The sequence below is a fragment of the Streptomyces sp. VTCC 41912 genome (assembly GCF_045799175.1).
GTDB classification, from domain to species: Bacteria; Actinomycetota; Actinomycetes; order Streptomycetales; family Streptomycetaceae; genus Streptomyces; species Streptomyces albulus_C.
The window spans coordinates 64,433-78,815 of the sequence record NZ_JBJMAB010000035.1 but is presented as its reverse complement, the minus strand read 5'-3'; the positions used below and the strand labels follow the sequence as shown (position 1 = coordinate 78,815).

9 protein-coding genes and 1 riboswitch are annotated in these 14,383 nt (G+C 69.1%); of the genes, 2 read left to right on the top strand and 7 right to left on the bottom strand.

Translation table 11 applies throughout. The features are described from left to right. Positions 1 to 6: 6 nt before the first annotated feature. A riboswitch (cyclic di-AMP (ydaO/yuaA leader) is annotated at positions 7 to 163 on the bottom strand. Between the two features lie 298 nt (positions 164 to 461). Continuing rightward, the gene (locus tag ACJ6WD_RS32865) at positions 462 to 1,844 is read right to left on the bottom strand and encodes a pitrilysin family protein (protein ID WP_038526555.1); all 1,383 of its coding nucleotides are present in this window, start codon (positions 1,842 to 1,844) and stop codon (positions 462 to 464) included. A 26-nt stretch (positions 1,845 to 1,870) separates the two neighbouring features. Then, positions 1,871 to 3,211 (bottom strand): pitrilysin family protein, encoded by a 1,341-nt coding sequence (locus tag ACJ6WD_RS32860; RefSeq protein ID WP_016572943.1) that lies wholly within the window; start codon positions 3,209 to 3,211, stop codon positions 1,871 to 1,873. A gap of 326 nt (positions 3,212 to 3,537) precedes the next feature. Between ACJ6WD_RS32860 and ACJ6WD_RS32855 the strand changes: the two genes are divergently transcribed. Continuing rightward, on the top strand, positions 3,538 to 5,982 hold the full coding sequence (locus ACJ6WD_RS32855) for a DNA topoisomerase IV subunit A (protein ID WP_331249766.1): 2,445 nt from the start codon (positions 3,538 to 3,540) through the stop codon (positions 5,980 to 5,982). A gap of 200 nt (positions 5,983 to 6,182) precedes the next feature. On the opposite strand, the gene ACJ6WD_RS32850 is transcribed toward ACJ6WD_RS32855, so the two are convergent. Beyond that, positions 6,183 to 7,295: a CobW family GTP-binding protein gene (locus ACJ6WD_RS32850; protein WP_376446153.1), complete on the bottom strand. Its 1,113-nt coding sequence runs from the start codon at positions 7,293 to 7,295 to the stop codon at positions 6,183 to 6,185. Between the two features lie 469 nt (positions 7,296 to 7,764). Here ACJ6WD_RS32850 and ACJ6WD_RS32845 point away from each other — a divergent pair, with 469 nt between their 5' ends. Then, the gene (locus tag ACJ6WD_RS32845) at positions 7,765 to 8,775 is read left to right on the top strand and encodes a sucrase ferredoxin (protein WP_407617107.1); all 1,011 of its coding nucleotides are present in this window, start codon (positions 7,765 to 7,767) and stop codon (positions 8,773 to 8,775) included. 592 nt (positions 8,776 to 9,367) lie between these two features. Here ACJ6WD_RS32845 and ACJ6WD_RS32840 read toward each other — a convergent pair. The 4 genes from ACJ6WD_RS32840 to ACJ6WD_RS32825 all read right to left on the bottom strand — a co-directional run bounded on the left by ACJ6WD_RS32840 (position 9,368) and on the right by ACJ6WD_RS32825 (position 14,016). Continuing rightward, entirely contained in the window at positions 9,368 to 10,054 is a 687-nt protein-coding gene (locus ACJ6WD_RS32840; RefSeq protein WP_407617106.1) for a response regulator, read from the bottom strand. Next, entirely contained in the window at positions 10,051 to 11,217 is a 1,167-nt protein-coding gene (locus ACJ6WD_RS32835) for a sensor histidine kinase (protein ID WP_407617105.1), read from the bottom strand. Before ACJ6WD_RS32835 ends, ACJ6WD_RS32840 begins: the two co-directional genes overlap by 4 nt. 31 nt (positions 11,218 to 11,248) lie before the next feature. Further along, positions 11,249 to 11,737: a DUF1453 domain-containing protein gene (locus ACJ6WD_RS32830; RefSeq protein WP_407617104.1), complete on the bottom strand. Its 489-nt coding sequence runs from the start codon at positions 11,735 to 11,737 to the stop codon at positions 11,249 to 11,251. Positions 11,738 to 11,895: 158 nt separating this feature from the next. After that, positions 11,896 to 14,016 carry a type IIA DNA topoisomerase subunit B gene (locus ACJ6WD_RS32825; protein ID WP_233660313.1) on the bottom strand — a complete coding sequence of 707 codons (2,121 nt, stop codon included), beginning with the start codon at positions 14,014 to 14,016 and terminating at the stop codon, positions 11,896 to 11,898. Between the last annotated feature and the right edge of the window lie 367 nt (positions 14,017 to 14,383).

The following is a 14,383-nucleotide window of genomic DNA, read 5'->3' as shown; positions in this document are numbered from 1 at the left end:
GCTGGTCCTTTCCTTCCCTCTCGCCTACCGGGTTAGCTGACGGGTTCGGAGCAGGAAGGTCTCCTACGGGCTCCTCCGGAGAGGGGTCCGATTCACCCCAAGGGACGGTTGGGTCCCCGGCTCCCCTGGCTCGCGCCGTACGGGGACTCGGCGATGGCTGTCCGGTGCCACTGTTGTGGCGGACTTGTGACGAACAGCCGGACCGACGCTAATCGGGACAACTTTCAATCGGCAAACAGAACCGGATTTTTGTGCGCCACGCCACACGCGAATCGGGCAACCGACGCAACCGGCCGGTCACCACCGCCCCATCACGACGGCGGCTGTCCGGAGCCGCAGGTTCCGGACCGGTGGCCCCACGGGGCGCACGAACGAAGCGGCCCCCGTGGCAAGTGACCGCCACGGGAGCCGCTTTGTCAATGACTGACGAGGCGTTCGATGACGCCCCGTCACAGGAGGGGTCAGCCGCTGACGACCGTCACCTCTCCGATGCCCAGCGCCTTGACCGGCTCGGCGATCTGCGCCGCGTCACCGACCAGGACCGTCACCAACCGGTCCACCGGGAAGGCGTTGACGACCGCGGCGGTCGCCTCGACCGTGCCGGTCTCCGCGAGCCGGACGTACAGCTGCGCCTGGTAGTCGTCGGGGAGCTGCTGCTCCACCTGGTCGGCCAGCGTGCCGGCGACGGCGGCGGAGGTCTCGTACTTCAGCGGCGCGACGCCGACGAGGTTCTGCACGGCGACGTCGCGCTCGGCGTCCGTCAGCCCCTCGGCGGCGAGGGTGCGCAGCACCGTCCACAGGTCCTGGAGGGCCGGCCCGGTGGAGGCGGTGTCCACCGACCCGCTGATGGCGAGCATGGCGGCGCCGGTCGCGCCCTCCGGGGAGGACGGCGCCGAGGAGCGCAGGACCTGCCCGAAGGCGCGCACGCCGTAGGTGTAGCCCTTCTCCTCGCGCAGCACCCGGTCCAGGCGGGAGGTGAGGGTGCCGCCGAGGCAGTACGTGCCGAGCACCTGGGCGGGCCACACCCGGTCGTGCCGGTCCGCGCCGATCCGGCCGATGAGCAGCTGGGTCTGGACGGCACCGGGGCGGTCGACGATCACGACGCGGCCGGTGTCGTCCGCGACGACCGGGGACGGCTTCTGCGGCTCGGCGGTGGAACCCGTCCAGGCGCCCAGGGTGTCGGCCAGCGCGGCGTCCAGGTCGACGCCGGTGAAGTCACCGACGATGACGGCGGTGCCGGTGGCGGGGCGGATGTGCGTGTCGTAGAAGGCCCGGACGGCGGCCGCGTCGATCCGGGCGACGGTCTCCTCGGTGCCCTGACGGGGCCGGGACATCCGGGAGGTGGCCGGGAAGAGCTCCTTGGACAGCGCCATCGCGGCCCGCCGGGCCGGGTTGGCGAGCTCGTGCGGGATCTCGTCGAGGCGGTTGCCGACCAGCCGCTCGACCTCCCCGTCCGGGAAGGCGGGGGCGCGCAGCGCGTCGGCGAGCAGGCCCAGCGCGCGCGGCAACCGGGACGCCGGGACCTCCAGGGAGACCCGTACGCCGGGGTGGTCGGCGTGCGCGTCCAGGGTGGCGCCGCAACGCTCCAGCTCGGCGGCGAACTCCTCGGCGGTGTGCTTGTCGGTGCCCTCGGACAGGGCCCGGGACATGATCGTGGCGACGCCGTCGAGGCCCTCGGGCTCGGCCTCCAGCGGGGCGACGAGGTTGACCTCCACGGCGACGACCTGCTGGCCGGGGCGGTGGCTCGTCAGGAGAGTGAGCCCGTTGGGCAGCTGGCTGCGCTCGGGAGCCGGGAAGGCCCACGGCTTGGCGGCACCGCTGCGCGGCTGCGGGTGGAACTCCATGGTGCTCACGGGGGTGGTGGCGTCGGTCACTTGGCCGCCTCCTCTTCCTCGGTGCCGGCGGCGTCGGTCTGCGCGGTGGGCTCGTAGACGAGCGCGGCGCGGTTGTCGGGGCGCAGCCGGGCCTTGGCGACCGCCTGCACCTCCAGCGGGGAGATCTCCAGGACGCGCTGGACGGCGGTCAGCGCGAGCTGCGGGTCGCCGAACAGGACGGCGAAGCGGCACAGTTCGTCGGCGCGGCCGCTGACCGTGGCGAGCCGGTCCAACCACTCGCGCTCCAGCTGGGCCTGGGCGCGCTCCATCTCCTCCGGGGTGGGCCCCTCTTCGGCGAAGCGGGCCAGCTCCTCGTCGACGGCCGCCTCGATGGCGGGCACCTCCACGCCACCGGACGCCTTGACGTCCAGCCACCCGAGCGAGGGCGCGCCGGCCAGCCGGAGCAGGCCGAAGCCGGCGGCGACGGCGCTGCGGTCGCGCCGCACCAGGCGGTTGTAGAGCCGGGAGGACTCGCCGCCGCCCAGGATGGTGAGGGCGAGGTCGGCGGCGTCGGCCTCACGGGTCCCGTCGTGCGGGAGGCGGTACGCGGCCATCAGGGCGCGGGAGGGGACCTCCTCCGCCACCACGGTGCGCAGCTGCTCGCCGATGGTCTCGGGCAGGCTGCCGTCGCGCGGCGGCTGCTTGCCGTCGTGCGAGGGGATCGAGCCGAAGTACTTCTCCACCCAGGCCAGCGTCTGCTCGGGGTCGATGTCGCCCACGATGGACAGGACCGCGTTGTTGGGCGCGTAGTAGGTGCGGAAGAAGGACCGCGCGTCCTCCAGGGAGGCGGCGTCGAGGTCGGCCATCGACCCGATGGGGGTGTGGTGGTAGGGGTGGCCGTCCGGGTAGGCCATCGCCGTCAGCTTCTCGAACGCCGTGCCGTAGGGGACGTTGTCGTAGCGCTGGCGGCGCTCGTTCTTGACGACGTCGCGCTGGTTCTCCAGGGACTCTTCGTCGAGCGCGGCCAACAGCGAGCCCATCCGGTCCGCCTCCAGCCAGAGCGCGAGCTCCAGCTCGTGGGCGGGCATGGTCTCGAAGTAGTTGGTGCGCTCGAAGCTCGTGGTGCCGTTGAGCGAGCCGCCGGCGCCCTGGACGAGCTCGAAGTGGCCGTTGCCCTTCACCTGCGCGGAACCCTGGAACATCAGGTGCTCGAAGAGGTGAGCCAGGCCGGTGCGGCCCTTGACCTCGTGGCGCGAGCCGACGTCGTACCACAGGCAGACGGCCGCCACCGGCGTCAGGTGGTCTTCGGAGAGCACCACGCGCAGGCCGTTGGCCAGCCGGTGCTCGGTTGCTGTCAGGCCGCCGGAGCCGGCTTCTTCAGTGGCCGTGTGACCCATGGGCATGTACGTCCCTTCGATCCGCTTGCGAGGAAGTTCTGTCACTGTATGCAACCGCGTCGGCATCTGGCGAAGTTCCCGTGAGGAAGGCCCCGAACGTGCGCCGCGCTCCACGGCGGGGCGGGAAGGGGGGAGTCGTGGTGAGCGTTGTCAGTGGGGCGGTCCACAATGGTCCGCGTCAGACTCATCAGACTCGCCGGTCGGTCCACCGGCCGGCCGGTCAACGTGGATCCCAGCGTTGGTCCGAAGCGTTGACCCAATAGCGTTGATCCCACAGCGTTGATCACACATCGGCAGTAGACGCAGCAGAAGGAGCCGCAGCCGCGATGGCCCGCCGCAGCACGAAGACCCCGCCGCCGGACGACTTCGAGGAGAGGATCCTCGACATCGACGTCGTCGACGAGATGCAGGGATCCTTCCTCGAGTACGCGTACTCGGTCATCTACTCGCGCGCCCTGCCGGACGCCCGCGACGGTCTCAAGCCCGTGCACCGCCGCATCCTCTACCAGATGAACGAGATGGGCCTGCGGCCCGAGCGCGGGTACGTGAAGTGCGCCCGGGTCGTCGGTGAGGTGATGGGCAAGCTCCACCCGCACGGTGACGCGTCGATCTACGACGCCCTGGTCCGCATGGCGCAGCCGTTCTCGATGCGGCTGCCCCTGGTGGACGGGCACGGCAACTTCGGTTCCCTGGGCAACGACGACCCGCCCGCCGCGATGCGGTACACCGAGTGCCGGATGGCGTCGGCGACGTCCCTGATGACGGAGTCCATCGAAGAGGACACCGTCGACTTCACGCCCAACTACGACGGCCAGGAGCAGGAGCCGGTCGCCCTCCCCGCCGCGTACCCCAATCTCCTCGTCAACGGGACGTCCGGCATCGCCGTCGGCATGGCCACGAACATGCCGCCGCACAACCTCGGCGAGGTGATCGCCGCAGCCCGCCACCTGATCAAGCACCCGAACGCCGATCTCGAGGCCCTGATGCGCTTCGTGCCCGGTCCGGACCTGCCGACGGGCGGCCGGATCGTGGGCCTGGGCGGGGTGCGGGACGCGTACGAGAAGGGCCGCGGCACGTTCAAGATCCGTGCGACGGTCGCGGTGGAGAACGTCACCGCCCGCCGCAAGGGCCTGGTCGTCACCGAACTCCCCTTCGCGGTCGGCCCGGAGAAGGTCATCTCCAAGATCAAGGATCTGGTGGGGACCAAGAAGCTGCAGGGCATCGCGGACGTGAAGGACCTCACCGACCGCGAGCACGGCCTGCGGCTGGTGATCGAGGTCAAGAACGGCTTCCACCCCGAGGCCGTGCTGGAGCAGCTCTACAAGCTCACGCCGATGGAAGAGTCCTTCGGCATCAACAACGTCGCCCTGGTGGACGGGCAGCCACTGACGCTGGGCCTCAAGGAGCTGCTGGAGGTCTACGTCGACCACCGCTTCAACGTGGTGCGCCGACGCAGCGAGTTCCGCCGCACCAAGCGGCGCGACCGGCTCCACCTGGTCGAGGGCCTGCTGACCGCCCTGGTGGACATCGACGAGGTCATCCGCCTGATCCGCTCCAGCGAGAACAGCGCCCAGGCCAAGGAGCGTCTGATCGACCGCTTCGCGCTGAGCGAGGTGCAGACCCAGTACATCCTCGACACCCCGCTGCGCCGGTTGACCAAGTTCGACCGGATCGAGTTGGAGGCCGAGCGCGACCGGCTGGAGTCCGAGATCGCGGAACTGACCCGGATCCTGGAGTCGGACGCCGAACTCCGCAAGCTGGTCTCCGGCGAGCTGGCGGCGGTCGCCAAGAAGTACGGCACGCCGCGCCGGACGGTCCTGCTGGAGTCGGCGGGGGCCCCGGTCGCCGCCGTACCGCTGGAGGTCTCCGACGACCCGTGCCGGGTGCTGCTGTCCTCCACGGGGTTGCTGGCGCGCACCACCACGGCGGAAACGGCGTTCGATCCCGACGCCAGGCGCGCCAGGCACGATGTGATCATCTCGGCGGTGCCGGCGACCGCACGCGGTGAGGTCGGCGCGGTGACGTCCGACGGGCGGCTGCTGCGGCTGTCGGTGATCGACCTGCCGCAGCTTCCGGACACCACGACGCCCAGCCTCTCCGGTGGCGCCCCGATCTCGGAGTTCCTGAGCCTCCAGGACGGCGAACAGTTGGTGTGCCTGACGACCCTGGACGAGTCCTCGCCGGGTCTGGCCCTCGGTACGGAACAGGGCGTCGTGAAGCGGGTGGTGCCCGACTACCCGTCCAACAAGGACGAGTTGGAGGTCATCACCCTCAAGGACGGCGACCGCATCGTGGGCGCGGCGGAGCTGCGCACCGGGGAGGAAGACCTGGTCTTCATCACCGACGAGGCACAGTTGCTGCGCTACCCGGCGTCGCAAGTCCGACCACAAGGCCGGCCGGCGGGCGGGATGGCGGGCATCAAGCTGGGCGAGGGCGCGAAGGTCATCGCCTTCGCGGCGGTCGATCCGGCCGTGGACGGCGTGGTGTTCACGGTCGCCGGGTCGCACGGCACGCTGGACGATTCGGTGGCCACGGCCAAGCTGACGCCGTTCGACCAGTACCCGCGCAAGGGCAGAGCTACCGGTGGCGTGCGCTGCCAGCGGTTCCTCAAGGGCGAGGACTGCCTGACGATGGCCTGGGCCGGCTCGGCACCGGTGCGGGCCGCCGACGCCAAGGGCGCGGCTGTGGAACTGCCGGAACCAGATCCGCGCCGGGACGGCTCCGGCATGCCACTGACCACGAAGGTGGCAGCACTGGCCGGTCCCGTGTAACCACGACGAGCTGGGTACGCGACGCCGCCGGGATGGTGAAGAGCCACCTCGGCGGCGTCATTCGTAGGCGGGGGATCACCTCGACGGGGAGGGCGCCGGGGGCATGCCGCTGTTTCTCCCTCCTGTGACCGCAGCCGGCAGGGGCAACGTAGGACGAGCGGACGGAGTGGACAGGCCATAACCAGTTCCCCCGCCCCACTTCATTCCTCCCGCGAAGGCACGTACCTCAGCACACCCCACATGCTGTTCTCGTCAGCCTCCTCAGGGATCAGCTGGCGGCAGTTCTCCAGCTCCTTACGCAACGCCGGGGCGTCGATCCCGCTGCCGATCATCACCAGTTGGGTGGTCCGCTCCTCCCTCTTCGCCCAGGGCTCGGGAAAGAAGCGCAGGAAGTTGCCGACCGCGTGCAGCACGAACTTCTGGCGGTTCTCCGGGACGTCGAAGTGGACGAACCCCTTAATGCGGTAGAGGCCTCCGGGACGGCTGTCAAGGAACTCCATCAGCCGACGGGGATGCATCGGCTCGCGGGACACGAACTCCACGCTTTCGTAAACGGCGTGGAGATGCCCGGCGTGGTCGTGGTCGCATGCGTAACAGCCCAAGTGATCACGCTCATCGCCTGGTTCCTCACTCCGCCCGGGAACCCTGTCAGCGGAAGCCTCACGCAGCAGATCTTCGAACGACAGCTGGCGTACGGTGGCATCGCGGTCCTCCCCCGGCCCGCGGTCGAAGAACATCTCCGGATCGATCCGCCCGAAGGCCGTACAGAGCACCGGCCGACCAGGAGCAAGATCCGCGAGCCTGCCGATCAGTTCGTGACGCGCCTCGTCCTCGATCCGGTCGGCCTTGTTGAGTACCACGAGATCGGCGATCGCCACGTGCCGGTCGAGTTCGGGGTGCCGCGCACGGGTGTCGTCGAATTCCGCGGCATCGACGACCTCGATCAGCCCTCCGTAGACGATGCGGTCGTTGTCACTCGCAAGGATCATCCGGATCAGCTCCTGCGGCTCGGCCAACCCGCTGGCTTCGATGACGATCACGTCGATACGCGCGGCAGGGCGAGCCAGCCGCTCCAGATAGTCGTCCAGTTCGCTGGTGTCGACCGCACAACACAGGCACCCGTTGCCGAGCGAGACCATCGAGTCCACCTGCCCGGCGACCGTCATGGCATCGATCTCGATGCTGCCGAAATCATTGACGATCGCGCCGATCCGGGTGCCGTCGCCAGCACGCAGCAGATGGTTGAGGAGGGTGGTCTTGCCTGACCCCAGGAAGCCCGCGAGGACGACGACCGGGATCTGTTGCGTGGCCAAGGGAGCGCCTCCATGGAGCGGGCGGCGGGCCGCACGGCCCGGTGGCGGACGGCTGTCGATCGTAACGGACCACCTACGTCGCGGCCCGACCTGCTTCACCCCATTCGATCCCCCGGGCCAAACGTGCCACGATCGCGACCACCCGCCGTGACGCACCGGGCACCCGGACGCCCCCGACCACCCCGCAAGGCGCACTCACATCTTCGAACCCTGCCGACTTGGAAGGACTACCGCGCCGACCATCTGAAGCAGGCCACTCGCCCCGTGCTCAGGGCTTCCGCTGATCCACAGGGGGTTTGGCTGACGCTGGCCGCCGGCGCCTCGCGCTCACCGGTCGGCGCCGCAGCCGTCGGCCTCCGTGCCCGACTCCGCTGTACCGGAAGCCGCACACGCCACCGCCACTGGTCGTAGCTTGCCTCGCCACTCTTCCGGCATTCCGGACATGGAGCTCCGGGTTAGGCTCACCTTCGTGAGCACATGCACCAGCGCTTCTCTCGACGCCGCCGAACCCCTCGCCGGAACGGCAGCCACCGCCCGGACCTGGCTTCTGATCGAACAAACCGGGCCGTGGGGTGCCAGGGCGCTGACGGACAGCCACTTCGACCCGGACCTCGGCCGGGCCCTGGAAGCCGCGGCAGACGGCACTGGCGTACGTGTTGCTCTCATCCGCCGTCCCGGACGCCACGCCGACCTTCATGGCGCTCCCCGACGCCGGCTCTTTCTCGCGCACACCGCGCCGGGCCACTCCTGGATCCGCACCACCACCGTCACCGATGTGCGGGCCGCGCTCGGCCTGGATTTCAGCGCCGCGGGAGCCGGAGACCATCGTGGCCTGTGGGAGCCGTACACCGGCGAACCTGTGGTCTTGGTGTGCACCAACGGCAAACGGGATCGCTGTTGCGCGCTTTTCGGCCGCCCGCTGGCCGCCCGCCTGGCCGCCGAGGGCTGCGTTACCTGGGAGGTGACACACATCGGCGGCCACCGCTTCTCCCCCACCCTTTTTGTCCTCCCCTACGGCTACGCCTACGGTCGCGTCACGGCTGAGCTCATCGAGAATGTCGTGGAAGCGGCGCGTGGTGGCCTCGTCGCCCTCGACCAGTGCCGCGGCCGCTCGACGTGGGACCGACCGGCCCAGGTCGCTGACCTCGCGGTCCGTAAACTGCTTCGGGAATGGCGCGCGGACGCACTCGACGTCGTAGGGACCGACTCGGTGCGGCCCGAACCGGGGGATGCCGACGGCGAGTCTCCCGCTGCCGGGGCTTCTGCGGGCTCCGTTCGCAGTTGGGCGATTACTGTCGCGCACACCGACGGCCGCGCCTGGCGCGTGGTAATCGACCAGCGGACCGATGGCGCTCCGGCGCCCGCCAGCTGTGGTGCGCCGCTCGGTCCACCGACGCGTATGGCGGTCGCGTCCATCACCGCTCTTGCAGGCAGCGCTGCCGCCGGGGGGCCTCTCGTACCGGCTCTGCCGCCGCGCTGACGTCCGGGGCGGTTCCGGCCCGGCGGCCTCCCCACCTCGCTTCGATTGACACGTTTCGCTGGCTGGCTCCCCATGTGCCCCAACGGCACGAGCCAACACGATCCCCAGGGCCAGTCCCAGCGCAGCGCCACATCCGAGGCCCAACACCAGCCCTGCGGCGCGCAAGCCGATGGCCCGATACCCGGTGCCTCGCACCACCGCTCCGGCCGTCCCTGCACGACCCACCACAGCACACACGCCTGCGCTCCCCTCCGCACGCGGCCATCGCGCGCACTCAGCTGGTTCCGTCACCACGCACGGTGATCCGCGGCGTGACGAACGGGCACGAGACACCCACTGGCTCTCGCACCTGACCTCGCGAGATTACGCACGCCCAACGCGCCACCGCAGAGGCTGTGGATAACCCCAACTCCGCTCCTGGCACCGGCTTGACCATGCTTCGAAGAGCCCTGCCGAAGCCCCACGAAGTGGACGCCGCCCGGCGTCCGTCTCTGCAGATCGCCTCCGGCGCAAAACTCAGATCAGAACCGCCGAACCGCCGCCGCCAACAGCGCCTGCTCATCCCGCAGCGCAGACGAGTCACCACAACCGGTCACGACGCTGACGTACCTGGAGGATCGGCAAGGCCGTGCCGATAGGCATAGTGAATCGCCTGCGCCCGATCACGCAGTCCGGCCTTGGCGAAGAGATTGTTGATGTGGGTCTTCACGGTCGCTGCGGAGACATGCAAGGTCCGGGCAATTTCGGGATTGGTCTGCCCTCCCGCAACGAGACGCAGGACGTCGACCTCCCGCGCCGTGAGCCCGTCCGGCGGCTCATCGGGTGGTGAGGGGCGGCCCGGGGCAGGTTCGGCGATGCGCTCCAGCAGGCGACGCTGGATCTTCGGCGACAACCCGGCCTCGCCCGAGAGCACATCGTCGATGGCGCGGACGATCTCGTCCCCGTCCGCGTCCTTGGTGAGGTATCCACGAGCGCCGGCCTGCAAGGCAGGGAAGAGCGAGTCGTCGTCGGCATACGTGGTGAGCACGACGACCTGGGTTCCCGGGTGATCCGTGCGGATGCGGCGGGTGGCTTCAACACCGTCACAGCGCGGCATCCGCAAGTCCATGAGGACAACGTCGGGGCCAAGTTCAGCGACCATGCGGACGGCCTCGTCACCGTCGGCGGCCGAACCGACAACCTCAATGCCCGGCAGCAGTCCCAGCAGCATCACGATGCCTTCGCGGACCACCGTCTGGTCATCGGCCACGACCACGCGCGCCGTAGTACGCGCCGTCATGCCGGCACCCACAACCGCACCACAAAACCCTCCTCATCAGGGCCGGACTCCAGAGTTCCGCCGAGGAGTTCGGCCCGCTCCCGCATCCCGAGGAGACCGTACCCGGAACCGCTCTGCCCGAGTTCCCCCGGTTGGCCTCGACCGCCCCGGTCACGCACCACCAGTCCCACGTTGGCGTCGGCGTACTCCAACCGCACCCGGACCTGGGCACCCGGTGCGTGCTTGCGCACGTTCGTCAGCGCCTCCTGCGCGACCCGTCGCACCGTGAGCCCCGCCTCCGCGGTCAGTGCGCGCTGCTCGCCCACGACGTCCAGCTGCGCGCCTTCAGCGGCCGTCAGGCGGCGCAGGAAGTCCTCGACCGGGGACATCTCTCCGCGCAGTGCAGAAAGGGCCTCACGCGTGCCGTCAAGCCCTTCTCGCGCCATTCCACGGCAGGCCACCACCCGCTCCAGGAGCTGATCACGGTCTGCCTCCAGGTCGGCGCTGCGCTGGATCAACTGCCGGGCCGCCTCCAAGTGCACCAACTGGGCGCTGAGGCTGTGCGCGAGGATGTCGTGGATCTCGCGTGCGATCCGGCCCCGTTCAGCGAGCGCTGCCGATTCTGCCTCGGCTTTACGGGCTGCACGCTCCTGAGTCAACAGCCTCTGAGCGTTCCCCCGCGCCTCGGCATCGAGGCGGACGACATAGCCGGCCAGGGCTAGGCCCACCGCAGTCACCGTAGTGGTCAGCCAGTTGCCGTTGTTCACCGCGGCGAACGCACCGAGTGCAACGGCAGAGCACGGCACCGCGGCCCTGAGGGGCAGTCGTTCCATCGCCGTCAGGGCGCAGGCGCACCACAGCACGATCGCCGGCAGACGGGCGCCGACCAGGAAGAAGCCGAAAGCCGCGGCCTCCAGAACGACGAACAATCCGATGGAGAGCCAGAGCCGCCGCTGCAACGTCATGCGGAAGAAGCCCCGGAACGCCACCACGGCGATGCCCAATGCGGCGCCCGCTGCAGCCAGCCCCCAACCGTCGAAGGTGCCCCTCCCGAAGGTGGCCCAGAGCATGCCGGCGATCACCAGGACGCGGACGCCACGGCCGATCCACAGACGAGTCTCGCTCAGGCCCTCATGGGTGAGTGACTCCCGCAGCGGCCATCTCGTCCAGGCGTTCGACGGCACGTCGGGTCCTTTCGGTGCGGGGCGCAGGGGCTCAGCCCGCAACAGGGACACGGTACGTCTGCTGCGCTCCCTGGGCCCGCCACGCAGTGACGCCGGCACGGGTGAGCAGCATCGCAGCTACGGACAGCAGCGTCGTCTGGCTGCTCTGGTGAACGCCGAAGGCAGCCGCTATGCCCATGAGCCCCAGACGCAGGGCCATGCCGCCCAGCCACACTCCTGCCGCCGCCCAGGTTCCCTTGGTCCAGACCGCACCGTTCTCGTCCGTCCAGATGCGTGTCGTCCACGCCCATGCCGCACCACTGGCCAGGCCGATCAGCAGGGTCACGATCAGCAGCACCACGGAGGTGGCGCGGTGCGACGGGTCCACGAGACCGGGCTGCCGCAGTCCCATGAAGATCAGGATGACTGGCATGAGCCACCATTTCCGGCCTTCGGACGTGATGCGCTGCGCCGTGAACTGCCGGGCGAAGACGATCGCGACAACTGCGATGAGCACAGCGATGTTGAGCAAGCCGCTCATGGCCTGAGCCTCCGTGGAACGGGAATTTTCGACGTTCCCGACGCTACGGAGAGGACCCGGCCTCCTGGATCGGCGCCAGGGTGGGGCGCGGGTGGAAATGCCGACGGGCGTCTCTCCACCCGCGGGTGGAGAGACGCCCGTGTCGCGCGGGTGCCGGCTCAGGTGTCGATGCGCGAAAGGTCCAGAGTCGCGGCGGAGTTGGTGATGAACTCCTTGCGCGGTGCGACTTCGTTGCCCATCAGGAGGTCGAACGCCTTCTCCGCGGCTTCGAGATCGCTGATGTTGATGCGACGCAGCGTGCGGTGGCGCGGGTCCATGGTCGTTTCGGCGAGCTGGTCGGCATCCATCTCACCGAGACCCTTGTAGCGCTGCACGCTGTCCTTGTAGCGGACGTTCTTGCGCTGGAGCTCCAGGATGGTCTGTCGCAGCTCGTTGTCCGAGTACGTGTAGATGTACTTCTCCTGGCCCTTTTTGGGGTTGATCAACTCGACTCGGTGCAGCGGCGGGACGGCGGAGAAGACCCGGCCCTGCTCGACCATCGGCCGCATGTAGCGCTGGAACAGCGTCAGCAGCAGACAGCGGATGTGGGCGCCGTCGACGTCGGCGTCGGCGAGGAAGATGACCTTCCCGTAGCGGGCGGCGTCGATGTCGAAGGTACGGCCGGATCCAGCCCCTATGACCTGAATGATGGCGCCGCATTCGGCGTTCTTCAGCATGTCCGAAACCGACGACTTCTGGACGTTGAGGATCTTGCCGCGGATCGGCAGCAGCGCCTGGAACTCTGAATTCCGGGCCAGCTTGGCGGTGCCGAGTGCCGAGTCCCCCTCGACGATGAACAGCTCGCTCCGGTCGACGTCGTCACTGCGGCAGTCGGCCAGCTTGGCCGGCAGCGACGAGGACTCCAGCGCCGTCTTCCGACGCTGGGCCTCCTTGTGCTGGCGTGCGGCGATGCGCGTACGGGCCGCGGCGACGACCTTGTCCAGGACGGAACGCGCCTGCTGCTTGGCGTCCCGCTTGGTGGAGGTCAGGAACGCCTTGAGTTCCTTGCCGACGACCTGCGCGACGATCCGGGACGCGGCGGAAGTGCCCAGTACCTCCTTGGTCTGGCCCTCGAACTGGGGCTCAGCGAGCCGCACCGTCACGACGGCGGTGAGGCCCTCCATGGCGTCGTCCTTGACGACGTCGTCCTCGGCCACGCGCAGCAGCTTGCTGGACCGCAGCACCTCGTTGACCGTCTTCGTCACGGACCGCTCGAAGCCGGCGACGTGGGTGCCGCCCTTGGGGGTGGCGATGATGTTGACGAACGACTTGAGCGTCGAGTCGTAACCGGTGCCCCAACGGAGGGCGATGTCGACGCCCAGTTCCCGAGTGACTTCGGTGGGCGTCATGTGGCCGCGCTCGTCCAGGACCGGCACGGTCTCCTTGAAGGTGCCCTGGCCGGTGAGCCGCAGGACGTCGCAGACGGCCTTGTCCTGCGCGAGGTACTCGCAGAACTCGCTGATGCCGCCGTCGTAGCGGAACGTCTCTTCCGTCTTCCCGGCGCCGTCGATGCCGCGCTCGTCCCGGACCACGAGCGTCAGGCCCGGCACCAGGAAGGCGGTCTGGCGGGCGCGGGCGTGCAGCGTCTCCAGGGAGAGCTTGGCGTCCTTGAGGAAGATCTGCCGGTCCGCCCAGTAGCGGACGCGGGTGCCGGTCTTCGTCTTGGTGATGCGCTTGCCCTTGTGGAGCCCGTTCGCCGGCTCGAAGGGGGCGTCCGGGCCGGCCTTGGCGAAGGTGCCGGGGACGCCGCGGCGGAAACTGATCGAGTGCGTCTTGCTGTTGCGGTCGACCTCGACGTCCAGCCGCGCGGAGAGCGCGTTGACGACGGAGGCACCGACGCCGTGCAGACCGCCGGAGGCGGCGTACGAGCCACCACCGAACTTTCCGCCGGCGTGCAGTTTGGTCATCACGACCTCGACGCCGCTGAGCCCGGTCTTGGGTTCGACGTCGACGGGGATGCCGCGGCCGTTGTCCTGGACCTCCACGGACCCGTCGCCGTGGAGGATCACCTCGATGTGGTCGCAGTAGCCGCCGAGCGCCTCGTCGACGGAATTGTCGATGATCTCCCACAGGCAGTGCATCAGTCCGCGACTGTCCGTCGAGCCGATGTACATGCCGGGACGCTTCCGGACGGCTTCCAGACCCTCAAGGACGAGCAGGTGCCGCGCGGTGTAGTTGGAACCGTCCCGGTCTGCCCCGGTCAGCACTGCGGTGGACGGCACGGACATCTCGGCGGTCACGCGGTTCGCTCCTCGCTGAATTTCTGGCAGTCCGCATTCCGCGGACTCGGTTGTGGCGGTGTCGCCGGTGAGAGGGTACCGAGGCCTAGTAGAGCCGATGTGACGCCACCCGTGAGCGTGACCATGGTAGTAGAATTTCGCTCGTACGTTCGATCGCTCGATGGGGTGACGTCCGAGTGACGTGCACATCACGTTCCCTTCGAGGCATGAACCATTTAGGCTCCGGGCACGTCCTCATCAACAACCGGCAAGCCAGCCGGGGGGACAGACTTCAGCAACCAACGTGAATCAGACCACCACGCAATACGGCTCATTCGCCGCCACCCGGCAGCACCCGGCTCCCTCGAAAGAAATTTTCGGGGAAAAG

Excerpts from the sequence above, each read along its gene's own strand:
- ACJ6WD_RS32855 (WP_331249766.1), top strand. The coding sequence starts at position 3,538 with ATGGCCCGCCGCAGCACGAAGACCCCGCCGCCGGACGACTTCGAGGAG.
- ACJ6WD_RS32830 (WP_407617104.1), bottom strand. The coding sequence starts at position 11,737 with ATGAGCGGCTTGCTCAACATCGCTGTGCTCATCGCAGTTGTCGCGATC.
- ACJ6WD_RS32865 (WP_038526555.1), bottom strand. The coding sequence starts at position 1,844 with ATGGAGTTCCACCCGCAGCCGCGCAGCGGTGCCGCCAAGCCGTGGGCC.
- ACJ6WD_RS32860 (WP_016572943.1), bottom strand. The coding sequence starts at position 3,211 with ATGGGTCACACGGCCACTGAAGAAGCCGGCTCCGGCGGCCTGACAGCA.
- ACJ6WD_RS32840 (WP_407617106.1), bottom strand. The coding sequence starts at position 10,054 with ATGACGGCGCGTACTACGGCGCGCGTGGTCGTGGCCGATGACCAGACG.